A 23,842-nucleotide genomic window follows, 5' to 3' on the forward strand; every position below is an offset into this window, starting at 1 on the left:
ATTAGTATCAGATATATCTATCTTCATTTTATCACTAATTTATTTCTTAATCGGAGGGTAATATGCAAGAGTTTTTCGAATTCAAAACAATGGTTAGTTCAATTCTTATTAAAGTTCTTTATGTACTTGGTGTTCTTGTTGTTACGATTTATGGAATCATTTCTTTATTCAGCGGTTCGTTTATGATGGGTCTTGGTACTATAATCTTTGGTAATTTATTTTGGAGATTATTTTGCGAAGGTATAATTGTCGTGTTCAGTATTCATGACAGACTTTCATCAATAGATTCTAAAACCGCCGCCAGTCATGATCCACGTAGCGGACAATTCTAAAACTAGAATAAGTATTGTTATTGTTCTGACTTTCTTTCTGTTTACACCAAAATCAATTGAAGAAAGATCGATAATAAATGCTTCGGTAATTCCGTCGCTTGAAATTAAGACTTCGATCTTGAAGGACGGCGATCTCATCTTTAGAAGAGGAATAAGTTTTGTAAGTAATTTAGTTTTAGAAAACGATCCGAGTTCTCCTTATTCCCATATCGGGATAATTTCATTTTATAACAACACACCATTTGTAATCCACGCCGTACCCGATGAATCAGAAAACGGGATTGATCATATCCGAAAAGATTCTCTAGGAATGTTTTTATTGAAAGACAGAGCTTCGGCTTATGAAGTTATTCGTTATGATGATCCATCAATAGCTGAAGAAGCTTCATACTTCGCAAAAATATCTTATGAAGCCGGAATTTTATTTGACGATAGTTTTTCGCTTCATGATTCAACAAAATATTATTGCACGGAATTAATATGGCGTGCTTACAAATTTGCCGGTGTAGATTTAACCGAAAATACATTCGATACACTTTCTATTCCGGTCGGTGAAAATCCTTATTTACTTCCCGGGACTCTATTATGGAGTCCCAATACTAAATCAATTACTAAAAAATCTATTTACCAGTGAGGTTAAAATGAGAAACGTTATCAAACTGTTAGTTGTAGCTTTATTATTATCATTTGTTTTTGTTAATTGCGGTGGACCGGCAACTCCTCAGGATGTTGTAAAAGATTCATTCGAAATGATGGCAAACAATGATAAAGCAGGTGTGAAAGATTTACTTTCTTCACAAGTTAAAGCTCTAGTCGATGATAAAAAACTTGACGAAGGTATTAATAATAAGTATGAAGAAATAAAAGCAAAAGGCGGTATTACAAATATCGAATTTTTGAGTGAAGATATTGAAGAGAATGAAGCCAATTTTAAAGTTAGATTAACTTACGGCGACGGTTCAACCGACGATGAAAAAGCTAAAGTTGTAAAAGAAGACGGTGAATGGAAATTAGGTATATCGAAATAATTATTAAAGATTCCATCCATTCTAAGATGGATGGAATCTTTTCTTTAAACGGGTATTTTTAGAATAAAAGTACTGCCATTGCCAACTTCACTTTTCACTTCTATTGTACCACCATGAAGTTCGGCAAATTCTTTACAAATCTTAAGACCAAGTCCCGTTCCCTTTTCATTATTTGTTCCCGGTGAAGAATATTTGAAATCAACTTTGAATAAGTTCTCTCTTACTTTCTCGTCAATACCGACACCTGAATCTTTAACGGATATTTCAATTGTATTATTTTTTCTTTGACCCGAAACTATAACTTCACTGCCGTTTGGTGAAAACTTGATTGCATTATCGACAAAATTCCCAATCACAGTTTCAATTACAAATTTGTCACCTATAAATTCAGTCATTTCATCAGAATCAATTTTAAGAGCAATATTTTTATTTTTAGAAGCGAGGCGATAAGTCGATGATAATGACGTAAGCAATTCATGAAGATTTAGTTTTACTTTATTAATTCCCAGTTCGCCTTTTTGTGATCTTGCCCAAGTTAAAAGTTCTTCTAATTGTTTGTGTATATCTTTTGATGCATCATAAATTGATGTTATCATCTCCTTACGTTCTTTATCAGAAAAATCATCGTAATAATCTTTCAAAAAATTTGCGATATTCAGTAAAGCATTAAAAGGATTCTTAAGGTCATGAGCAAATATTGAAAAGAATTTATCCTTGGAAGAATTCAATTCCTTCAATAGATTGTTTGCTTTTTTTTCGGCCCGATATCTTAAAACAAATAAACCGACTCCGATAAGAATGAGTATGGTTATTAGTATTAAATAATTACGAGTTGTTTTTTGATATTGGATATCGAGTTTTAATCGTTCGTTTTCACGATCCTTTCTTTCCGTGGCAAATGCCGTTTGTAAATCTGCAATTTTATTGAGGTTTTCTTGTCCGTATATTTTTTCTTTAAGTAATTGATATTCGTTTAATGAATTGTATGCGGTTTCGAAATCGTTTTTTTTCACTGCAAGTTCAGTCATAAATTGGTAAGAAACCATTAGCTGATCAAGATGACCGGTTTTTTGTGATTCTTCTTTTGCCTTCTTAAGAAATTCTTCTGCTTTATTCAAATCTCCAAGATTCATGTGAAGCAAACCAAGATTATTATAGCAAATTAACTCACCGTACTTGTTTTCTATTTTCAAATCTATTTCAAGAGCTCTTAACCTGCTCTCTAATGATTTCGTTAAGTTGCCCTGTTTATAATACAAATCCGATATACCGGCTAAGACATAACTTTCACCTTTCAGGTAATTTGATTTGAGGCTTACATCATAAGCTTTGAAATATGTCGATAATGCAAGTTCGTATCTGTTCTGATTTTCATAAACAGAAGCCATATTAATCAGAGATTTTGCATAGCCGCGATCATCACCTATCGCAAGTCTGATATCGCCCGATCTCTTGAAATACTCTAATGCTTTTTCATGATCAAACTGCTTCATGTAAATTTCACCGATATCGTTCAAAGTATAAGCCATCCCCCTTTGATCATTTATCTCTTCAAAAATGTTGTAGGATTCCATAATATTTTCAAGTGCTACAGAATAAAGAGCTTTCTTGAAATAATAATCACCAAGATTATTAAGTGAATAGGCAATTTCGCGTTTGTTATTATTTTCTTTACCAAGTTCATAACCGAGTTTGTAATAGTGGTAAGCGGAATCAAGATCGCCTAAATTTCCGTAAATAACCCCAAGAAAATTTAGTAGCTGTGATTTGTATTTTTGATTTGAAATCCTGTCAACTATTTTAAGTGCAGCTAAACCGTATTCCTTTGCGGCACTTGGATTTGAACTTCTAAGTTCCCAAGTAAGATCATTGAGCTCTCTAACAATAGTTGTGTCATCACTACCCTTCATTTCAGATAAGAGACTATCTAAATTGGGCTGCGCAAATACAGTAGAGAGAATTAAGAGAACCAGAATATATACTTTCATTTATTCCTCAAATAAACGGATTAACAAAATAATGAATAAAAACAGTTAAGAAGAGATTAAAGTTCAATAACTTACTAATGCTAAACAAACATAACACAATTAAAATCAATTAATATGTGAAACGGCAAATTGAAAATCCGCTGTGAAACCGGAATGAGCCGTGAATATATATTTAATTGAATCCAATCCAGAAACTTTATACATCGATTTTCTTACTTCATCTTCATCAGTTACAAAATATTTTCTAAATGGTAAAGAAATTCTCCCATTCTTTAATCGAAAAGCATCTCCAGAAAATAGATACTTATTATCAAATATATAACCAAATGAACCTTCTGTATGACCGGGAAGAGATATAGCTTTTATTATCCTATCACCTACAAAAATAGAATCCTCATCTTCAATCAGATTTAAATTTTGTATCTGTAATTCATTATTAAGCATTGGAATAAAGTTGAATCGCTGCTGACCATTATCTAACATTATTTTTTCTTCTTTAGAGAAGTAAACTTCGGCGGATTTAAATAAGTCAATATTATTTGCATGATCAGCATCCGAATGGGTAATCAACAAGTACTTGATATCATCTATACTGATATCATTATACTCTAATCCCCTAAGAATATAAGATTCAAAATAACCTGTATCAATTGCTATGTAAACCGAATCAATACGGATTAAGTACATACTGGAAAAAAGATCATTGATTACAATTACGTCATCCGTAATGCGTTCAGTAAGTCTTTCTTCAAAATTTAGCATTAGATAAAAATATATAATGAATGCAAGAAATGATGTTGCTATTAGTGCAGAAAGTACTAATAAAAATTTATATACTTTTTTTTGACTTTTCATTTATAACATTACTCTCATTTTTATTTAAAACGAGAATAAAATATCTGAATAAAATGATATAAATTAAGGATTGTAAAACCATACCGAATAAGACTATTTTAATGAAGGCAATCCCGTAGACAAACAAAATTCCCAGAATAATGAGTAAATATGTTAAAAGAAATGTAATGAGGAATGACTTCAAACGTAAATCAATGTATTCGGGTTTCTCTATTTTTTCTTTAGAAAGGCTTATGAAAGCGAGACCGAGAAATAATAAAACTCCTCCAAGTTCTTCAGTAAAATGATTTTCGATTATTGAGAAATATTTGGTCTCAAGGTAAGTAGAATAAAATGCAAATGTCTCTATATCAAAAAAGGAAGGTTTTTCATCGAAGTAAAATCTCAGTATTAATAAAAAAACTCCCGGTAGGATTAAAAGTAATCCCACCGGTTTAAATTTATGAGAAAGTAAAAGGTTACTTTGTAGCAAACGCTCTAATCTCATTCAAATTAATTAACTGAGTAAAGGTAAACTTTTGCAGATGAACCATCTTCCATAATAATTTCAACGAACACTAAACCATATTTATGGTTCAATCGATAAACAAAATTTCGAATACCGGGAACTCTAGAATCCTGCTCAACTTTAATAGTTTTGATATTGAAAAATCCATATGGAAAATCATCTTGGTCTGTTCTTTCTGTAACGGTTCTTGTAATTGTCTTACCATTTGAGGTAGATACTTTGTATTTATCACCGACCTTTGCATTATACTTTACAAGAGTATGAAGTTTACCGTCAACATTCATATTATCCTGCATACCCTCAGAAGTGACTTTAAACTGAACTGTAGTGTTGATTCTTCCTGATGCATCTTTCATGCTGGCCGGAATAAAATTATTGAAAACTGAAAGTCCCGGTACATTTCTTAAATCAGCTTTTACTTGCAAGGTTGCAACACCATTGTTATTACTTATTACCTCAAACTCACCACCAATATCATATGATTGATTATTGATTGTCACAGAACCGGTGCTAACAACATTACCAACCTGGCTAATTGGAACATTAGTATCACCGCCAAGTGAATTTGGGTCATCGTCAGATTCGGTTGTATCGCAAGAAATTATTAGGAGAGAAAACAAGAGGATGGTCAAAAGAACAAATATTTTTTTCATAGCTTGCTCCCATGAACAATTTATATTGAATGAATTAGAAATCTCACTCACAGGAACGGTAATGTGCAAACGCTAAATTGGTTGAGAGAAACGTAATCTTTTTTCTGAATAAAATCAAAACAGAGGTTTAAGTATGATAATATATAGAAGAAAATTTTTACTAATTTAATTCATGATCAAGATCAATCGAGGTTAACAATATAGCGGCAGAAAGCGAGAGGTTCTCAGAACATTTCTATTCAGGAAACCTCCGAGAAATATAAAAGAAATCAACGGTTTACAAATAAAACGATTGCGGAGAGAGTGGGATTCGAACCCACGGTACCCTTTTGAGGCACACTCACTTTCCAGGCGAGCCAGTTCAACCACTCCTGCACCTCTCCAAAAAGGAATACAAATATATTAATTACCTTTTTTATTATGAAATTATAAAGCAAAGTAGATGGATATTTTTTAATTTAGTAATTCAAAATCGGAAGGATGCCAGAGTGGTTGAATGGGGCGGTCTCGAAAACCGTTGATCTCTTTTAGGGATCCGAGAGTTCGAATCTCTCTCCTTCCGCTCTACTTCGCCCTTGGGCTTCGTAGAGCTTCGCTCTCCGGAATTTTAATGAAGGAGACGCTTTGCTTTGCGGAATTTGTATGAAAATCGTGTTTTGTTTCTAATCAAATTCAAAATTTGAATTCATCTGTTGATATCTATTGAATTAAGCTAATCCTCTCAAATTTAATTAGAGGTGACAAAATGTATTATGTTTACTTTCTCAAAAGTAGAATGTCTTCATTTCGTTATGTTGGATATACATCAAATATAGATCAACGTTTCAAAGAGCACAATTCTGGCATGAACAAATCAACAAAACCATATCTCCCTTTTGAATTGGATGCATTCGTTGCTGTTCAAACAAAATAAAAAGCTCAACAATTAGAACAGTACTTCAAAACTGGTTCAGGTATTGCTTTTGCCAGAAAGCGAATTTTAACCTACGAAGCCTTGGCGAAGTAGGTCTCTCTCCTTCCGCTGGTTAGTTATTCCGCGTTCTGTTTTTTTAGTGATCCCAGAACTCTAGCGAATAAATTACCAGGTAAAAAACCTCTAATCATCATGAACATTATATATTAATCTGAGCGAATATATTTTCAGTATTAGTATTGCAATTTATGAACTTCACTGAGAGTTGATTGGAGGTTAAACGTATTCAAATACTTTTCAAATAGGTTTCAGAGTATAAGTTGAGCGGATATTGACACCAGGTAGAGACCGGATGGAAGCGTTATTAAGTGAGGCAATAAATTGTTATTAGAGTAATATTCTTTTTAATTTTTTACTGTACCATTTAATATTTTTTCTTATTTTGTGTTTCAGTTATAACAATTAAGGTTGTTATGGATTATTTCCCCTTCTCATTCCCTATTATCGTTTTATTCGCAGTGCTTTACACATTCTTATCCTTCACTAATAAATTTTTAAACTACAATTTTTGCATAAATAACAGAATCTATTCCGTCCACTCCGGAGTTGCAAGTACAAACATAGTTCTGATTTATGAAAATTTTAAAAAGAAATCAACGGATGTTGGAGTTGCTGATTTTGCATCGCAAACATCTTGGTTAGAATAAATAGTTGTTGTTTTGTGTTAGTTATAAAGCTTCTATTATATTCATTTTTATGGGAGATATATGGCTAGACGAAAAACAAAAAATATTACTGGTATAACTCGAATAGATGGCTTACCAGTTCATGATGCCTACGTTGCATTTATTTGTATTAATTGTAAAGAATTAAATACAATTCATATTGGGGCACAACTTATTTCACCAAAGGATGCCTTTGAAAATGCACTTTGGAAATGTGAAAAGTGTGATTTTATTCATTCTAAAAATACTGATATCCCATTTACAAATTGGAAAGGTCCCTTTAGAAAATCGAAGTCTCTGCAAGCTGAAAGATTTTGGCGTGCCTTTTTTCTAACTAGCACCGAAAATCCAGAAGCTTTTTGGAAAAGGTGTGGCGCATGTAATAGAATATTACCTTTTCATTCATTTAGCAAACATGTTAACTGGGGTCCTCTAGAAAGGCAAATGGAATGTAGAGCATGTAAAGGTGCAATTAATGCAGAGTTGAATCCTAAAAGGACCAAACAACAATTGCATGAATCCTCCATTAGGAGAAGAATAGCTGACATTCTAGTTGCCGAAGAAAATGAGAAAATTGATATAAAAAAATTATTTGAAAGATTTGATAACAAATGCTTTAAGACAAAAAAAACATTGGATATAAGTAAGCGTAACACCTGGGCAATAGATCATATCCTTCCTTCAAAATATCTGTATCCTCTTAAGGTTTCTAATGCTGCATTATTGTCAAAAGAAGCCAATGAGAACAAAAGAGATCAATTGCCAAGCAAATTCTATACTAACAACGAACTTATTGAATTAGCTAAAATAACTGGTGCGGATTTAACGCTGTTAACTAGTGAAGTACCAATTATCAATACAAATATTGACGTTAATAAATGTGTAGAAAGATATTTAAAAGTGCGGGAAAAATCTAATCTTAAAAAAAGAATTGGAGAATTGAAAAAATTACTAGTCTCCTATGATTTAATTCAACTTCTTTCAAAGGAAAATAAGAAATTGTTAGGCATTAAAGAGTAGCCTAATTCTTTTTAAGAAAAAGATACTGATGAACTTTAACAGAACCTTGATCCTTAATACCGAAGTTTTCATTATCGGTAACTTTTTCATTAAAATACCCGATAATATTAAAATTGGGCTGTGCATATGGAATAAGCATTTCAGCCATATTTGCTTTTTTTGAAAAGCCTAGATGTAAAATTATATGTCCTTCCTTTTTAAGAAGGCTAGACATCAAATTAAAAAATTTGGTATATATACCTATATCTCGCACTTGTTTAGTCTCTAAGAATAATTCTTTTTTTGATTTAAAGTCATCTTGTTCCCATCCTGCAAACCACATGCGAATCCAATTAGCCATATAGAACTTTGTAGAATCATAAAAAGGTGGAGATGTTATTACGATATCGACACTTTCGTTTTTTACTTTTTTATCTAATTCAGCATAGTCTCCTTGAAAGACACTATATTTAACATTTTTCCAATTCGCTTTGTCAACTACTGCCCTAGTTACTTTTTCATTTAATTTTTCAATAAGATTTTTATTAATAAATTCTCCTTTAGGCGCGAAAGGTGTTATTGGATGTGAGGTTCTCGATAAAGCATATGGTCTGTTGCCATGTAAAATATGCAGTAAACTCGAAAATACAAATGAGTGATTTTCTTCAAATTCAACTTCATTTAAAAAGTATTTTCTTGCTGAAATAATCTGCTTAAATGTTTCCTGTTGGTAATAATCACTTAATTTTTTATTAAATCCAAAGTCGTTTCTTATCAATTCTTCATCTTGAACTTCATGTTCATTAATATAAATTTTTAGATTATTTATTATTTCATAACATTTTGATGCATCTACTTTACCAACTTTCGCCAATGTATTTGAATATGCTAATTTACTTAAGTCATTCGCTATGATTCTCCTATTATTCAAGATTGCTTCAAGAGGTATTGTTCCAACACCTGCAAGCGGGTCAAGTACTACATCATTTTCTTTAGTAAAATAGTTCACTAAATAGTAAGCTATTGAGGGCTTCAATTTCCCTTGATAAGAACACAATGAATGGAGCCTACTACCCCAATTTCTTTTAGAATATGGAAATCTTCTATAAGGTAGTTCGTCCCTAAAATTTTTCCAGTTTTTTATAATTATATCTTCGTCTTTGACCGCAATATTGAACATACCGCTACTATATTTAGTCGGACTTTTTTCATCCTTTGTGAAATGAATTAACCATTGTCCAAGCTGTTTCCCATTCTTTGAGAATCTATTTCTAATTTTAGTTTTTTTAACCAAACTAAAACCTTCTCTTACTCCCATATTCTCGAAGAGTATATCAGTAGGTATATGTACATTATTAAAGATTGAATCTCCTATATCAAAATAAAAATTACCACCGTTTTCAAGGATTTTATAAAGGTTTTTAAACACTTTTTGCATATCATAAAAATAATGTTCTACAAGTCTTGGTATTCTTTTATCGTAATTGTTTTCTTCAAGATTTTCAATAATTTCATTCAATTGGTCAATTTCATTTTTTTCAAGTTTCTTTTTGTTACTTACGTTATTTATTCCAGCAGTAATAGCATCTTGTCTTAATTTTTTCATTTCAGCTTCTTGGTTTACCAATTCTAAGAACAACAATTCTAATTTCGTATTACGAAAATAATTGGTCCCATTTACATATGGAGGCGATGTTACGATTGTATCAAAATGTTCGGCATATTTACCAATATCTCCTTTCGCATCGTTTGATACGAGAAATGCATTATTACACTTCTTAATTTCTAAGTTAATCAAGTCATTTATAGCAGAATCCACTTTTTCCTTAAAAAGCCCAAAGACATCTTCATCAATTTCATTAAATTCCTTCCCTTTTTTATATCTTAAATCCGCCCGTCTTATCATATTGGATTCTTTAACAATTATTGAACTTAACAAAAGCATTAGAAAACGCTTACTAATAGAAGACAAAGAGGATTCATTGATTTTTCGTTTGAGTTGGACTAGTTTCTTAAGAATAGATTCCTCAAAAAAACCATTTGTTAAAAGCATATTTTCAGATTCGTTAAACTCAACTCTACCATTATATCCACGTCCCATCAAATCGCAGAGCGAATATATTAACTTACTTTCCTTTTTTACAATGAAGTCTCGAGATTGAATCGATTCTATTTTAGTGCTTATTATAAATCTCATTAGTGGATTTATTTCAGAATAACCTGATTTAATTTTATTTAAAACACTCACTAAAATTGTTGTGCCAGTACCCGCAAAAGGATCATAAACTGATTTCGGATGTAGAATATTATGATCGAAAATCTTCTCAATAAAATCATACGAAAATCCTTCAACATATGGATACCAATTAAATATTCCTTTCTCCTTATTATTTTTAAATGTTCCAGACGAGGGATTAAATTCTAAAATATCTGTACCTGCTAAAAACAAGTCAAGCTGATTCCTATTATTTATATTGTATTTAGTAAGTTTTTCACGAATCAAAAACGTGCATGCATTACTCAAGGATCTTCTTTCACTATTAGCAATATCCTCAAGGTCTTCATAGGATTTATTATCAAGCAAAGCTCTCATTTGAGCTGAGCTTAAATCTTTTATTATATCAATAAATTCTTTTTCGTTTTCATTTAATGCTAATCTTATTAATTTTGTCTCATTATCATCGTTATAGATTTTAGGGTAGGATATTGATTTGTAATATTGGCTCATGCATATTCTGTTATTTAATACCATACAATGGTAATGAACTTCTTTTTTAATGTCAAGCGCTTTATAACAAGTTGCTCAAGGTGACAGTGTTTTCGCTTTCGGCATTTATGTAATTGTAAAATTTGTATTTCCGTTTTGGTTTTGTTGTTCAGCTGCATTTATAAATGTGAGTTATGCAGTAAATAAAAAGTTGTTTAATAAATTTAGTAGTGTTGTTATGGGCTGCGCCTTATCAACCACGCCGTTACATCTCAGAAAAAGGAGCCAGATGAAATAAAACTTTACATGTTTTACTTAATTAACATTTCCAAACATCCGGAGTTAATATGAGTTATAAATATGTGCTTTATGTTTTATTTCTTATCTCTTTTTCAATTTCTGCTCAAGTCAAAATATTCAAGGGATGTTATTCAATCGGTGGGTCAATCTCCTACTCTGAAAGGTCTTATCAACAGCCAAAAGCAACAGAGACAGTTTTTGAATTTCGTCCAACAATTGGGTATTTCTTTATTAATAATTTATACACATCAATAAATATAAATTACACCAATGATAAAGATCTGCAATATCCAAAAGAGAGTTGGAGTTTTGGTCCGGGTATAAGGTATTATTTTCCGATCGATAGAATTGCTCCGTTTGCCGGAATAAACTATATGCTGCGGCATGAGGATCCAAAATTTGAGTACAGCGGATCGCACAACACCGAAGATATAAACTTTCTCGGCGGAGTAAATTACTTTTTATCCAATAGTGTCGCACTGGAATTAAGTATTATTTATTCAATCATAGATACGGAATACGAATGCGGTCCAGCCGATAATTGTGATCCGGCTTATTTAAAGGAAAGTAACGCATTTAGACTTGGCTTAGGTGTAAATTATTTTTTGGATTAAATTGCCACTTGCCGTGCGATAATTACAAAACGGAACCGACACTTAACAAAGTGGTGGTGAAAAGGGTTGATTGTTTTTCTAAAAGTAATTACATTGTGGATACGTTATTTCAAAAGGAAAACATGAAAGCAAAAATTGTAAAAATAGGAAATTCGCGTGGAGTTAGAATTCCTAAATCCTTTATTGATGAGAGTGGTCTTAAAAATGAGGTAGAACTTGAAATTGAAGATGGCAAAATAGTTATCAGACCAATATCAAAAAATAGAGAATCGTGGGATTCAGCTTTTCAAAAAATGGCAAAAGATGAAGACGATGTTTTGTTGGATTCGGAAGCATTGTTAAAACAAACAAAATGGGATGAAGAAGAATGGGAATGGTAAATGGTCTCACGCTTTGAGATTTATTATATCAATTTAGACCCCACAATCGGGTATGAAATTAAAAAGACTCGTCCTTGTGTAGTTATTTCCCCGGATGAGATGAATCATAATATCCGGACTATAATAATTGCCCCACTAACCAAAATATTACGGAACTATCCAACTCGTATTCCTTGCAAAGTAGAAGGAAAGCAAGGTCAAATCGTATTAGATCAAATCAGAACAATCGACAAAACCAGACTTATTAAAAAGATAGGTACATTAACAAACACAACACAGAAAAAAGTATTAAATGTGCTGAAGGAAATGTTTTCTGATTAAGGGACTTAACTTTTTTAATCCGCCAAAGTAAAAGACGGACTACTGAGAATTGACAAACTCCCCTTTCATTACAAAAATGATAAATGATGTTAATTAAACAAAATAGATAAGCAGAACAACTCACAGCCGGGTGTGAGCTGTCCTGTAATTATAGTTAAAAACTTTTAGAAGCTTCTTCAACGGATGGGTATTGTTCAAATACGCTGTTTAGTTTTGTAATTGAAAGCAATCCGTCGATCTTATCTGTAACGCCCGCAAGTTTCATGTGACCGCCGGCATCTTTAACTGTGCTGAATGCACGGACAATATTACCGAGACCCGAGCTATTAACAAATTTAACATCACTCATATCGACGATAACATTTTTCTTACCTGAACCTAAAACTTTTGCAAGTGCATCATGAAAATCTTGTGCTTCGGGTCCGCCCATTAATTTTCCTTTGAACGCAAATACTGAAGCGTTATATACTTCGCTAGTACTGAATTTCATTATGAGTCCTCCTTTAATGTTATATTAATAATAATGAATTGTAATAAAAAATAGTACAAAATTTATTTCCCCTCCTACGTTAAAAAGCAACTTCGGAGGGCATGCATCTTCTTATTTTACTTTAATTACTACGAATGTTACGTCATCATCATTTTCTTTACCGTTGGTCCAATGATTTCCAAATGCATTCAAATGATTGATTATCATTTCGGGTTCTTTATGTGATACTTCTTCAAAAAGATTTTTTGCTTTGGTATATCCGATCATATTATTATCGGAATTAACCAGCTCGGGAAAACCGTCACTCATTATCAATAACGTATCACCGGCGTAAATATTTTCTTCAATAATATCGTAATCAACATTTTTTATTGAACCGAGAGGAAGATTATTTATTGCAATTTCTTCAACGCTCTTTTTATTATTTCGATAAATAAAAATCGGCGGCATCCCGGCATTTGCAACTCTAATTTTGTTTGAATTAAATTGAACACAAGTTAACGCCATCATCAATCTTCCTAAATGCATATCCTTTATAGAGTGATTTGAATTTTGGAAAAACGGCTTCAAGTCTTTGCTTGATCTATCCGACATAAAAAGAGATTTCATTATTGAGACCATCATACCGGACATCATCCCGTGACCGGTTGCATCGCCAAGAACTACGGTTAATGTTCCATCAAGATGAACATGGAAATCGTAGTAATCTCCCCCGACTTCTGTGGCAGTCTTTAAATAAACTGCTATATCCAGATTTGGTAGCTGTGGTATTTCTTTAGGCAGCATAGAAAGCTGTAGTTTTCTGGCTTCTTCAAGCTCTTGAGTTTTTCTTTGGTTTTCTGCTTCAATTACTCTCGCTTGTGCTTCAGCGGCTTCGGCTCGTAATTGACTTTCTTTTATTTCTGAATTTTTTCTTTGACGCTTAAGCTCAAACGCTCTTAGTGTATAGAGGAACCCGAAAAATACCATGACATAAAAACCGTAAGCCCACCAAGTTTGCCATAAAGGAGGATTAATTATAAAGGCAAAAGAAGCTTCGTTCGCCTGCTCGCCGCTGCCTATTGTTGCTCTTACTCTAAAATTATATCCACCAGCGGGAAGATTTTGATATTCCGAAAAAGATAAATTTGATTCTCTTGACCAATCAGTATCATAACCTTCCAACATGTGTGTATATTTAGTTTGGTCCGGATTACTAAAATTCAATACTGCATAATTAAATAAAATTGAATTCTCGGAAGAAGAAAAATCATCGGCAAATTTATAATGATATGCTTTATCATTTACCGAAATGCTGGTGATCTTTAAAGGAGCATTTTGAGCAATATTTTTTTCAACCAGAATACCAACGCCGGAATAAAATTTTAATAGGTTGCCGTTCATATCCATAACAGAAGATGCGGCGCCTCCGGCGGCAATTCTCTCATCATCATAATACAGATCAACTTTTTCACCTCTTAACCTTAACGTGCCGCTCTGGCTTCCAAAAAATACATTCCCTCTATAATCAACGATAGGATTGTGTATATCCGTTGGGATTATACTATTTCTTGGAGTATAAAAATTAAGATGAGTGCCGTCAAAAATTGCCAGTCCGCTGTTTCTCAATCTTATATAGAGATAATTACCGGACTGAATCTGAGTAAGAGTTCCGGCTACACTAGCTCCTTTGAGTATCCTAAAATCTGCATTCTGATTTACGCTATCGGAAAGATCAACAAATCTCTCTCCATTAAAATTATAGAAATGACCGGCGGTTAAATAATAGGCACCGTTATCTAATTCGCCTACAAAATGAAGTTGTTGATTAGGGACATTCCACTCAGCCGGTGGATCAAACCACTTGCTTCCGTCAAATATTTTTATTTCTGATTTTGCTGATGATAATTCCTCAAAGTTTTTGGCGAATTCACCTTGCAACCAAATACGTCCTTGTTTATCATCGCGGAAAGTATATAATTGATACGGCATCGATTGAAATTTTTCACTAAACGGGGATTCGATTTCTATGACGGTATCGCCATCTATTTTTCCTAAAAAGAAATCAGCTTTGTTTATTGTACCATATTTTGGTCTAACATAATTCTGATAAACATATATTTCGTTTTTATTGGTTTCGTAAACGGCAGAAACATTATAATCCGCACGTTTATTTGAAGGAAGAGACTTTAATCTAAAGATCCACTCTTTATCACTATTTTGAATTTCACGGACGTGAGTAAGTCCTTTATCCGTAGGAATCCAGACGTTTAGATTGGTGTCCTGATAAGGACAAAAAGTCGTGTTACTCTTAAGCCCGTCATCAGTGGTGAGAGTTTTAATTTTACTTCCGTCCCACACATTTACTCCAACCTTATTTAAAATAACATATGCCGGAATTTGAGTATAAGAATAATTTATCCACACTAAGCCATTTCGATCGGCGTATAAATCGGGGATTTGAATATCAGGATCGAGAATACCGTTTTCTTTCTCAAGCAAAATTGAATTACTTGGTGTTAGAAAGCCCATACCCTTTGCGGTTGAAATCAAAATACTATTATCTAAATCTAGAACGGGCAGTCCGTTATATGCATCATATTTTATCCAGCCATTCGGGGTTTTCGAAAAAAATTGAGTCGGATCAACCGAGCTAAGCGACAATCCACTAGTTCCAAAAATTAAGGAGAGATATGGCGGAGTTTTACTTTTTAAGAATCTCGAAAAATTATATTGAAAATTCGAACTCGATTTATCGTTGACGGATGTGCTTAATATTTGTTCAATGATTTTTGTCGGCTCCCAACGATTATTTTTTAATTCAAGAATTGGTTTGTCGGAAGGAGAAACTTTTTTAGCTGTTGATGTTAGATAATCAATATTTACATACACTTTGTTATCAACGTTATCGCAAAACACACTGATAACACTTAAGTCATTATTAAAATAAGATTCTAAACCGGGATAATTATGGAAGCTATCTCCATCGTACATTAATACACCGGTTCCTTTAGCACCTTTAGAACCAGCATAGTCAAAATTCCCGCTGAACGGAATCCAAGTGTTCCCTTCTGAATCTATATATGAAGAATATTCATCTCCAGTAAATGAATTAATGTAATTGAATCCGAAAGAATTATCGATTCTTGTAAACACATTATTTTTATAAAGAGCAATGTATGCACCGTCACCGTTTTGTGTATTCTTTCCATGAGAGGTAAATATCAGATCGCCAAAGGGAGTTTCAATAAAATTTCTTGCGTTGTCTAATGGGAATGTCTCTGAATCAAATAATGTAAACTTTCCTGCTTCGTAATAAAGAAGTGAGCCATTGAAAACTTTATCGGTATATGGTGTATATGATCCGACCCAGATTCTGCCTTTGCTGTCGCCTTTTACAAAACTTATAAGCTGTCCTTGGTTTTCATTCAATTTATATCCGGAAGAAGCATCGTATGAATTAAAATTTTCTCCGTCAAAAGTTGCAAACTTATCCGGGGATGCGAAGTAAAGTATATCTTTTATTGAATCATAATAGATCGACTGCATTTCGGGGATACTAAATTCCTCACCTACAAATGCAAATTCATAACCGTCGAATCTAAAAGTTCCCTCCGGACCTGAGAACCATATGTATCCATCGTTTGTTTTTACGGTTTTTGTAAAATTACTAGACGGTAATCCATCCTTACTTCTGTACTCTACAATATCGGAATTGCCGAATGTTTTGTATTTATTTTGTGAGTAAAGATTACCGATGCAAAAAAAGAGGATTAATATCACGCATATATTTCTGATTATTTTCATTTATAGTTCTGCTAAGTTTTAAAATTATTTTACTTTTATTACAACAAAGGTTATATCGTCATCGGATTCTAATTCACCTGCCCATTCAGCTGCGTTTAATTTTAACGTCTCAATAATTTCATTCGAGGATTTATCGGAATGTTCTTCTAATAAACCGGCAACGCGTTCATATCCAAACATTTCTTTATTATGGTTAAACAATTCCGGCAATCCGTCGCTTAATAGCAGAATTACATCTCCCGAATCGACTTCAAATTCGTTTATATTGAAATCGAATTCAGATAAAGCACCGAGCGGCATACTTTGATTTACATATTCGATTACTTTTTTATCAGCCGATTTATAGACGAATATTGTAGGCATCGCGGCATTAATAAACTTTATCTTGTTCTCTTTTATATTTAACATTGCAAAAGCCATCATCATTCTTCCGAGATTGAGAGATTTGATTGTTCTGTTTGAGACATCAAAAAAATCTTCCAGCTCAATTTCATCCGAATCAGAAATGAACAATGTTTTCATTATGGATACCATTATACCGGCTTTCATTCCGTGTCCGGTTGCATCTCCAATTGCAACATTTAATGAACCGTCATTTTTCTTGGAGAAATCATAGTAATCACCGCCTACTTCACTTGCTGTTTTCATATGAACAGCGATATCAAGTTTGCCGTTTTGAGGAATTGATTTCGGAAGCATTGATAATTGCAGAGTTCTCGCCTCTTCCAGCTCTTTCCGAACAATAATTAGTTCGTCTCTAGATTTTACCGCTTCTTTAAATGTGCCAAGATTATCAATTGCTTTTTTAATTGTGATTTCGAGATCACTTAAGTCGATGGGTTTAACGACGAAATCAAAAGCTCCTCCGTTCATAGCAGTACGGATATTAAAAATATCACCGTAAGCAGAAACAATAACAGAATGAAGAAGCGGGTTATTCATTTCTTTTATTTTTGAAAGAAGAGTAAGTCCATCCATTTCCGGCATATTGATGTCGGTTAGAACCAGTTCAATTTCTTTGTCTTCGTTTAATTTTTCCAGAGCTTTAACACCATTATTCGCAAAAGAGAAATTGTATTTCCCCTCCTTAATTTCTCTTCTAAACTTTTGCTTAATTAATGACTCAAGATCGGGTTCGTCATCTACTACTAATATTTTTGGAATTGTGTTGTTCATAATTCTTCTGTTATTTTTTGGGAAGTCTAATTATAAATTCTGTGTATTTACCTTCTTCAGTTTCAAATAAAATTTCACCGTTGTGTTCTCTAACGACAATATCATAGCTTATAGATAATCCTAAACCGGTTCCTTTGCCCGAAGGTTTTGTAGTGAAAAACGGTGTGAATAAATTATCTTGAACCTTTTTAGGAATTCCGTGACCGTTATCTCTGATTCGCACCTCAACAAAATTGCCGTTTTCATGACTTGAAACTTTTATGATTGCGGGTTCATCTGAATTCAATTCCATTTTTTTACGATGCGATTCATAACATCCGTTTGATAGAATATTTAGGAATACTCTACTCATATCTTGGGGAATGATATTAATTGGTTTTAAATCTTTATCATATTCACGTTCGATTTTGATATTGAAAGAACTGTCTTGAGCACGCATACCGTGATAAACCAAATTAAGATCTTCATCAAGCATTGCATTAAGATCCGTTGGCTGCTTTTCACCTGTCTTCCCTCTTGAATGTTGCAACATACTATGAACAATACTATCGGCACGTTTACCATGTTCTTTAATTTTTTCCGAATTTTGTTTTAACGTACTTAAAATTTCTTTTACTTCTTCAAGTGAATCTTGACTGATTTTTTCTTTTAGCTTATCAAACTCTTCAAATAATTCTTCAACCAATCCAACGGAAAGTTCAGAGAAGTTGTTAACAAAGTTCAATGGATTTTTAATTTCATGTGCAATACCTGCAGTTAGCTGACCGAGTGACGCAAGTTTCTCTTGTGCAACAAGTTGGTCTTGAGTAGATTTTAAATTTTCTAAAGTTGTGTTCAATTCTTTGTAAGAATTCGCATTATTTATGGCTATTCCAACGTGTGCTGCAATAGTACTAAGTAATCTCATATCATCTTCATTAAAAACGTTTTCTTTTTCAGTACTTTGTACACTAAGTACACCTATGATTTCACCCCCGACCGGAATTGGAACACCGAGGTAAGAAGCTGAGGGAGTTCCGATACGCTCCACTCCCAATTCTTCTGTCTTCTTTTCAGCTTCTTTATTTATAAGGAGGGGCTCCTTTTTCAAAATTATATGCGATGTCAATCCGTCACCTAACGGAAGCGGTGGGAATTCTTCACCATAACCATAAGGGAAATTAATTATGTCAGTTTCTTTTTCGAGCATAGCTAAGTAAACTATATTGGCGTTGAAAAGATCGCGTACTTTATCACCAACAAGATTAATCAGTTTATCTATTTCCAAATGACCGGCAATCGCCTGACTGATACTATTTACAGTACTTAACTCCGCTGTTCGTTTCTTGCTTTCTTCAAGAAGTCGCAATGTCTCATCGAATAATCGCGCATTTTCAAGTGCAACGCTCATACTGTTAACGAGAGTTGTAACTAATCGAACATCAGCATCATCAAACGCATTTTCTTTATCGATATTTTGAAGACTGATCGAACCTCTCACGACATCGTTTATTATGATGGGAACAAATACTGCAGATTTAGGCGGCTTTCCTTTTGTTACACCTTTGCCACCATACTTTTGTGCCGTCTCAATATAATTTTCTCTTATGTCTAAGGGCTTCTTTGTTTCTATCATTAACTTATTCGCCCAATTGAATGGACGTGGTGCAACTTCTAATCTTACTCCCTTTTCTATTGCGTATTGCCATTCTTCCAAGCCTTTATCATGATCGAATGAACGAATAACTAGTGTTTGAGAATCCGGGAATAAACTACATAAACGTTCACCGACAAGTTCATATATTCCTTTCATATCAAGTTCTTTTGCCAAACCTTCCTGTACACTATTGATCACTGATAATTCGGCAGTGCGTTGTTCTGTTTCTTTAAGCAATCTGTTTGTCTCATCGAATAATCTTGCATTTTCAAGTGCGACACTCATACTATTTGCAACCGTTGTAAGCAATCTTACTTCCGATTCACTAAAGGCATCTTCTTTTTCATAGTTTTCAACTAGGATTAATCCTTTTGCTTCCGATCCAACAATGATCGGGACAAATACAAGTGATTTACTTGAATCGGTTCCGGGAATAGTAGTATCTTCTGTTATTCCCAGTTTAGCAAATTCTTCATCGGTAGCTTTTTTGAGCACAAGAGTTTTACCGGTTTCAAGAACGTATTTCGATAGTGGTGTAGGTTCCATTGAATCTATAAATAACCTTTCACCATGCTCATACTCATAAGGGAAGTGTAGAATATTTTTTTCTTTATCATAAATTCTAATTCCTAGATCCAGGAATCCAAGCGCTTCTCTGAATTTATTACCGACAAGATTAATGATGGAATTAAAATCCATTTCCATCACTAATCCTTCTTGAATTGCATTAAGAATTGAAAGCTCGACGTTTCTTTGCTGTGTTTCGTTTAATAGATGTTTTGTTTCTTCAAAGAGTCTCGCATTTTCAAGAGCAACACCCATATTTGATGCGAGCGTCATTAAAAGTCGAACATCTTTTTGAGTGTATAAATTTTGTTTATGAATATCCTGAACGGTAATAACACCGGTAACTTCTTGATTACGGATAATTGGAACACCCATAAAAGACTCAGGCATTTCTCCGGCAACCACTTCTTCTCCACTATGTTCAATCACTTCTTGTGCGGTACCGAAAATCAAAGGTCGTTTGGTTTCGATAATTTCTTTTCTATCCGAATCAATTGCTTGAGGTTTATCGAAGTAATAACGCTTGTCCAATTCCACAGCATAACGATGATGAATTTGTTCAGTCTCTTTCTCATATGTTGATATACTTACAACTTGTGCGTTGAATACTTCTCGAATTTTTTCACCAACCAAATCAATTATAGATTGGAAATCCATTTGCTTTGCGAGACCTTCTCCAACACTGTTGATAATTCCGAGCTCAATTGCTTGTTGTTTTGTTTCTTCGAGAAGTTTTGTTGTCTCGTCAAATAAGCGAGCATTTTCTAGTGCAACGCTCATACTATTTGTCAACGTTGTTAATAATCTAACATCCGATTCGCTGAATGCATTTTCGCGGTCAATGTTTTGAAGAGAGATATAACCTTTAACCACTTGACCGACAACAAGCGGAACAAAGAGAAGTGATTTGGGCATCTCTGTTCCTTCCACCACTTTCATTCCGTATTTTTTTGCAGCTTCTGAATAATTTTCATTTATCAAAATCAGTTTTTTGTTCTCTATTAGATGTTCTCTAAGTTTATCGTACTTTCTGCCTTTTGGATAAAATCTTTCCCCCTTTTCGATCAAATAATTAAAAGATTCGGTATTGTCATCATGATTAAAACTAGCAATTGCAACTACTTGCGTATCAAATATTTTATGAATTTGATCGCCGACTAAATCATAAATCGCCTGCAATTCAACTTGCTTAACTAATCCTTCTTGAACACTGTTAATAACTCCGAGTTCGGTATTACGCTGCTGCATTTGGCTCAAAAGTCTTTTTGTTTCTTCGAACAGTTTTGCGTTTTGTAGTGTTACACCAACATTTGTTGATAGAGTAGATAGAAGCCGCACATTATTAGAATCATAAGCGCTCTTTTTATAACTCTGTACACTTACAACTCCAAGTACTTTTCCTTCAAATACTATCGGCACTCCCATATAAGATTCGGTTTTATCTTCTTCCGAAAATGTTAGTGCACCGTTTTTAACCTGTTCTTCCAAAGAACCAAATACTAAAGGTTCTCGAGATTTGATAATCTTTGAAGTTAATCCTTCTCCGAGCGGGAAAGGATCAAATTTTTGGTACCCATTATAGTATGAGTAAGGAACTTCGATCATTTTAGTTTCTTCGTCAACTAAAAGAATTTCCGTAACCTCGGCATTAAAAATTTCTTTTACTTTGTCACCGACTATTTTTGTAACCGTCAAAACATCAAGCTGCTTAGACATTGCTTCGCCGACACTATTAATAATTGTCAGTTCGGCTGAACGTTGTTCGGTCTCTTTTAATAATCTTTTTGTCTCTTCAAAAAGTTTTGCATTTTGAAGTGTTACACCCATGTTACTTGATAAAGTAGATAGAAGCCGAACATTATTATCATCATATGCATTCTTTTCATAACTCTGGATACTAACAACTCCAAGAATTCTATCATTAAACATGATTGGAACACCGAGATAAGTTTCGGTAATATCCGCTTCGCCAATACCGGCATCAACTATAGCACCGAAATTTTTTTGTTCTTCGAAGTTTAAAAGCAGAAGCGGTTTTTTTGATTTAATAACTTTCGAAGTTAAACCCGCTCCTAATTCAAATGGTTCGACAATCTGGTATCCTTTGTAATAAGAATACGGGACATTTATAACTCCGGCTTCATGATCTAACAAAAGAATTTCAGTTACTTCCGCTTTGAATATTTCTTTTATTTTATCTCCGACAATCTTGGTAACTGTATTAATATCCAATTGTTTTGACATTGCTTCACCAACGCTATTGATAATCGCCAGTTCGGCTTTTCGCTGTTCGGTTTGTTTAAGTAGGTGAACAGTTTCATCAAACAGTCTTGCATTTTCAAGCGCAACACTCATACTGTTTGCAAGCGTGGTAAGTAGTCGAACATCCGCATCGGTAAAAGCATGTTCTCTATCCAGATTTTGAAGACTAACGCAACCTCTTACTTCATTACCGACTATAAGGGGTACAAAAAGTAAAGATTTAGGCAGCCGTGTTCCGGGAACCGGCGCATGTCTTTCACCGGTTAATTCATAAATTTTTACATCGGCATTTTCATTAACTAATAGATGAGATCCCTTATTAATTATCCACTTTCTGATTTCATTTAACCGGCGTGGTTTAGGATATAATCTTTCACCGTCTTCAAATAAATACATAAAGTGTTCTGTCTCGTTTTCCTGATCGAAAGTATAAATACCTGTAACTTGTGCATCAAACAAATCGCGTAAACGATTCCCGACCAGATCATAAATACCTTGCACATCCATTTCGGCAACCAGACCCTGCTGTACACTATTTATAACGGCTAGTTCCGCGGTCCGTTGTTCTGTTTCTTTCAGTAGTCTATTCGTTTCATCAAACAGTTTTGCATTTGTAAGTGCAATTCCCATATTAGTCGAAAGGATTGAAAGAAGACGAACTTTTTCATCACTGTAATCATACTGCTTGTAACTTTGTATGCTAACAACACCTATAACTTTATTGTTAACAATAATTGGAACACCTATATAAGTTTCGGTTTTCTCTTCTTCTGATTGAACAAGAACTCCAAGTTTTACTCCCTCTTCAAACGTTCCGTGCACTAAAGGTTTACCGGTTTGAATTATTTTAGATGTTAATCCTTCACCTAAAGGGAACGGCTCTGCTATTTGATATTCTCGGTAGAAAGAATAGGGAACTGTAATCATATTAGTAGACGGATCTAATAATAGAATTTCGGTCACTTCCGACTTAAAAATATCCCGAATTTTATCACCGATTATTTTTATAATATCAGCTATTTTCAATTGCTGCGAGATTGCTTCACTTACGGTACTAATGATAGCAAGTTCGGCTTCTTTTTGAGCTAATTGTTTTTTAAGTAATTCATTCTCATCCGATATTACATTCGTTTTTTGTGTAGCTGCTTTCATCCTTTTTCCATTAAATTGGTTTACTATTTTTGGTAATTATTGATTCACTATTGAGGGAGCACTTTTCCCTTGAGCTGTACAAAATCGATCGGCTTAGTCATATAATCATCGGCACCGTATTCAACAGCTTGTTTGTAATTATTTTGATCGCCATAGGCTGTAATCATGGCGACTTTTAACTCGGGATAATTATCTTTTATCCACTTCAATAATTCCAAACCGTTCATGCCCGGCATGTTTATATCGGAGAGAATTTGATTGAGGTTTTCGCTTCCGTTCAATTGCAAATAATCCTTTGCTTCTTCACCACTGAATGCAAAAAGAAAAGCAAGTTTTCCTTCCTTTATTTCTTTTCTAAACCTTTGTTCGAATAGTAACTTTATATCTTTTTCGTCATCAACTACCATTATCTTCATTGATACATCCCTCTTAATAATTTCACAAAGTTTT

At 33.6% G+C, this 23,842-nt stretch carries 17 protein-coding genes and 2 tRNA genes; 9 read left to right on the forward strand and 10 right to left on the reverse strand.

Features of this window, described 5'->3' with window-relative positions; genetic code table 11:
* The first annotated feature begins 62 nt into the window (after positions 1–62).
* The 3 genes from QY331_09920 to QY331_09930 are packed head-to-tail and all read left to right on the forward strand — an operon-like array spanning position 63 to position 1,360.
* Complete coding sequence (locus QY331_09920) at positions 63–332, forward strand: DUF4282 domain-containing protein (GenBank protein WKZ68271.1); 270 nt, start codon at positions 63–65, stop codon at positions 330–332.
* On the forward strand, positions 307–966 hold the full coding sequence (locus QY331_09925) for a YiiX/YebB-like N1pC/P60 family cysteine hydrolase (protein ID WKZ68272.1): 660 nt from the start codon (positions 307–309) through the stop codon (positions 964–966). The genes QY331_09920 and QY331_09925 overlap by 26 nt, the downstream gene beginning before the upstream one ends.
* Positions 967–973: 7 nt before the next feature.
* Positions 974–1,360, forward strand: coding sequence for a DUF4878 domain-containing protein (locus QY331_09930; protein WKZ68273.1), 387 nt, complete (start codon positions 974–976; stop codon positions 1,358–1,360).
* A gap of 44 nt (positions 1,361–1,404) precedes the next feature.
* Here the strand turns inward: QY331_09930 and QY331_09935 are convergent, their stop codons facing one another.
* The 4 genes from QY331_09935 to QY331_09950 all read right to left on the reverse strand — a co-directional run bounded on the left by QY331_09935 (position 1,405) and on the right by QY331_09950 (position 5,747).
* Positions 1,405–3,348 carry a tetratricopeptide repeat-containing sensor histidine kinase gene (locus tag QY331_09935; protein WKZ68274.1) on the reverse strand — a complete coding sequence of 648 codons (1,944 nt, stop codon included), beginning with the start codon at positions 3,346–3,348 and terminating at the stop codon, positions 1,405–1,407.
* A 105-nt stretch (positions 3,349–3,453) separates the two neighbouring features.
* Positions 3,454–4,203: an MBL fold metallo-hydrolase gene (locus QY331_09940; protein WKZ68275.1), complete on the reverse strand. Its 750-nt coding sequence runs from the start codon at positions 4,201–4,203 to the stop codon at positions 3,454–3,456.
* Between the two features lie 492 nt (positions 4,204–4,695).
* Positions 4,696–5,364, reverse strand: a complete 669-nt coding sequence (locus QY331_09945) for a hypothetical protein (protein WKZ68276.1) — start codon at positions 5,362–5,364, stop codon at positions 4,696–4,698.
* A 295-nt stretch (positions 5,365–5,659) separates the two neighbouring features.
* Positions 5,660–5,747: transfer RNA gene (locus QY331_09950), tRNA-Ser, on the reverse strand.
* A gap of 91 nt (positions 5,748–5,838) precedes the next feature.
* On the opposite strand from QY331_09950, the gene QY331_09955 reads away from it, so the two are divergent.
* The 3 genes from QY331_09955 to QY331_09965 all read left to right on the forward strand — a co-directional run bounded on the left by QY331_09955 (position 5,839) and on the right by QY331_09965 (position 8,022).
* A tRNA-Ser gene (locus QY331_09955) sits at positions 5,839–5,926 on the forward strand.
* A gap of 183 nt (positions 5,927–6,109) precedes the next feature.
* On the forward strand, positions 6,110–6,277 hold the full coding sequence (locus QY331_09960; protein WKZ68277.1) for a GIY-YIG nuclease family protein: 168 nt from the start codon (positions 6,110–6,112) through the stop codon (positions 6,275–6,277).
* A 767-nt stretch (positions 6,278–7,044) separates the two neighbouring features.
* Complete coding sequence (locus QY331_09965; GenBank protein WKZ68278.1) at positions 7,045–8,022, forward strand: hypothetical protein; 978 nt, start codon at positions 7,045–7,047, stop codon at positions 8,020–8,022.
* 1 nt (position 8,023) lies between these two features.
* Here QY331_09965 and QY331_09970 read toward each other — a convergent pair whose 3' ends face one another.
* Entirely contained in the window at positions 8,024–10,729 is a 2,706-nt protein-coding gene (locus QY331_09970; protein ID WKZ68279.1) for a DNA methyltransferase, read from the reverse strand.
* A gap of 326 nt (positions 10,730–11,055) precedes the next feature.
* Between QY331_09970 and QY331_09975 the strand changes: the two genes are divergently transcribed.
* The 3 genes from QY331_09975 to QY331_09985 all read left to right on the forward strand — a co-directional run bounded on the left by QY331_09975 (position 11,056) and on the right by QY331_09985 (position 12,323).
* Entirely contained in the window at positions 11,056–11,622 is a 567-nt protein-coding gene (locus tag QY331_09975) for an outer membrane beta-barrel protein (GenBank protein WKZ68280.1), read from the forward strand.
* A 122-nt stretch (positions 11,623–11,744) separates the two neighbouring features.
* On the forward strand, positions 11,745–12,002 hold the full coding sequence (locus QY331_09980) for an AbrB/MazE/SpoVT family DNA-binding domain-containing protein (GenBank protein WKZ68281.1): 258 nt from the start codon (positions 11,745–11,747) through the stop codon (positions 12,000–12,002).
* Positions 12,003–12,323 (forward strand): type II toxin-antitoxin system PemK/MazF family toxin, encoded by a 321-nt coding sequence (locus QY331_09985; GenBank protein ID WKZ68282.1) that lies wholly within the window; start codon positions 12,003–12,005, stop codon positions 12,321–12,323. It abuts the gene before it with no gap.
* Between the two features lie 154 nt (positions 12,324–12,477).
* Here the strand turns inward: QY331_09985 and QY331_09990 are convergent, their stop codons facing one another.
* From QY331_09990 to QY331_10010, 5 genes are all read right to left on the reverse strand, one after another.
* Complete coding sequence (locus QY331_09990) at positions 12,478–12,813, reverse strand: STAS domain-containing protein (protein ID WKZ68283.1); 336 nt, start codon at positions 12,811–12,813, stop codon at positions 12,478–12,480.
* Positions 12,814–12,924: 111 nt separating this feature from the next.
* Positions 12,925–16,599, reverse strand: a complete 3,675-nt coding sequence (locus tag QY331_09995) for a SpoIIE family protein phosphatase (protein WKZ68284.1) — start codon at positions 16,597–16,599, stop codon at positions 12,925–12,927.
* A 24-nt stretch (positions 16,600–16,623) separates the two neighbouring features.
* A complete protein-coding gene (locus QY331_10000) occupies positions 16,624–17,775 on the reverse strand; it encodes a SpoIIE family protein phosphatase (protein ID WKZ68285.1) in 1,152 nt (383 codons plus the stop codon).
* 10 nt (positions 17,776–17,785) lie between these two features.
* Complete coding sequence (locus QY331_10005) at positions 17,786–23,392, reverse strand: GAF domain-containing protein (GenBank protein WKZ68286.1); 5,607 nt, start codon at positions 23,390–23,392, stop codon at positions 17,786–17,788.
* 47 nt (positions 23,393–23,439) lie between these two features.
* Positions 23,440–23,808, reverse strand: a complete 369-nt coding sequence (locus tag QY331_10010) for a response regulator (GenBank protein ID WKZ68287.1) — start codon at positions 23,806–23,808, stop codon at positions 23,440–23,442.
* Between the last annotated feature and the right edge of the window lie 34 nt (positions 23,809–23,842).

It is taken from the genome of Melioribacteraceae bacterium, assembly GCA_030584085.1.
Classification (GTDB): domain Bacteria; phylum Bacteroidota; class Ignavibacteria; order Ignavibacteriales; family Melioribacteraceae; genus SURF-28.

Excerpts from the sequence above, each read along its gene's own strand:
- QY331_09920 (WKZ68271.1), top strand. The coding sequence starts at position 63 with ATGCAAGAGTTTTTCGAATTCAAAACAATGGTTAGTTCAATTCTTATT.
- QY331_09925 (WKZ68272.1), top strand. The coding sequence starts at position 307 with ATGATCCACGTAGCGGACAATTCTAAAACTAGAATAAGTATTGTTATT.
- QY331_09930 (WKZ68273.1), top strand. The coding sequence starts at position 974 with ATGAGAAACGTTATCAAACTGTTAGTTGTAGCTTTATTATTATCATTT.
- QY331_09935 (WKZ68274.1), bottom strand. The coding sequence starts at position 3,348 with ATGAAAGTATATATTCTGGTTCTCTTAATTCTCTCTACTGTATTTGCG.
- QY331_09940 (WKZ68275.1), bottom strand. The coding sequence starts at position 4,203 with ATGAAAAGTCAAAAAAAAGTATATAAATTTTTATTAGTACTTTCTGCA.
- QY331_09945 (WKZ68276.1), bottom strand. The coding sequence starts at position 5,364 with ATGAAAAAAATATTTGTTCTTTTGACCATCCTCTTGTTTTCTCTCCTA.
- QY331_09960 (WKZ68277.1), top strand. The coding sequence starts at position 6,110 with ATGTATTATGTTTACTTTCTCAAAAGTAGAATGTCTTCATTTCGTTAT.
- QY331_09965 (WKZ68278.1), top strand. The coding sequence starts at position 7,045 with ATGGCTAGACGAAAAACAAAAAATATTACTGGTATAACTCGAATAGAT.
- QY331_09970 (WKZ68279.1), bottom strand. The coding sequence starts at position 10,729 with ATGAGCCAATATTACAAATCAATATCCTACCCTAAAATCTATAACGAT.
- QY331_09975 (WKZ68280.1), top strand. The coding sequence starts at position 11,056 with ATGAGTTATAAATATGTGCTTTATGTTTTATTTCTTATCTCTTTTTCA.
- QY331_09980 (WKZ68281.1), top strand. The coding sequence starts at position 11,745 with ATGAAAGCAAAAATTGTAAAAATAGGAAATTCGCGTGGAGTTAGAATT.
- QY331_09985 (WKZ68282.1), top strand. The coding sequence starts at position 12,003 with ATGGTCTCACGCTTTGAGATTTATTATATCAATTTAGACCCCACAATC.
- QY331_09990 (WKZ68283.1), bottom strand. The coding sequence starts at position 12,813 with ATGAAATTCAGTACTAGCGAAGTATATAACGCTTCAGTATTTGCGTTC.
- QY331_09995 (WKZ68284.1), bottom strand. The coding sequence starts at position 16,599 with ATGAAAATAATCAGAAATATATGCGTGATATTAATCCTCTTTTTTTGC.
- QY331_10000 (WKZ68285.1), bottom strand. The coding sequence starts at position 17,775 with ATGAACAACACAATTCCAAAAATATTAGTAGTAGATGACGAACCCGAT.
- QY331_10005 (WKZ68286.1), bottom strand. The coding sequence starts at position 23,392 with ATGAAAGCAGCTACACAAAAAACGAATGTAATATCGGATGAGAATGAA.
- QY331_10010 (WKZ68287.1), bottom strand. The coding sequence starts at position 23,808 with ATGAAGATAATGGTAGTTGATGACGAAAAAGATATAAAGTTACTATTC.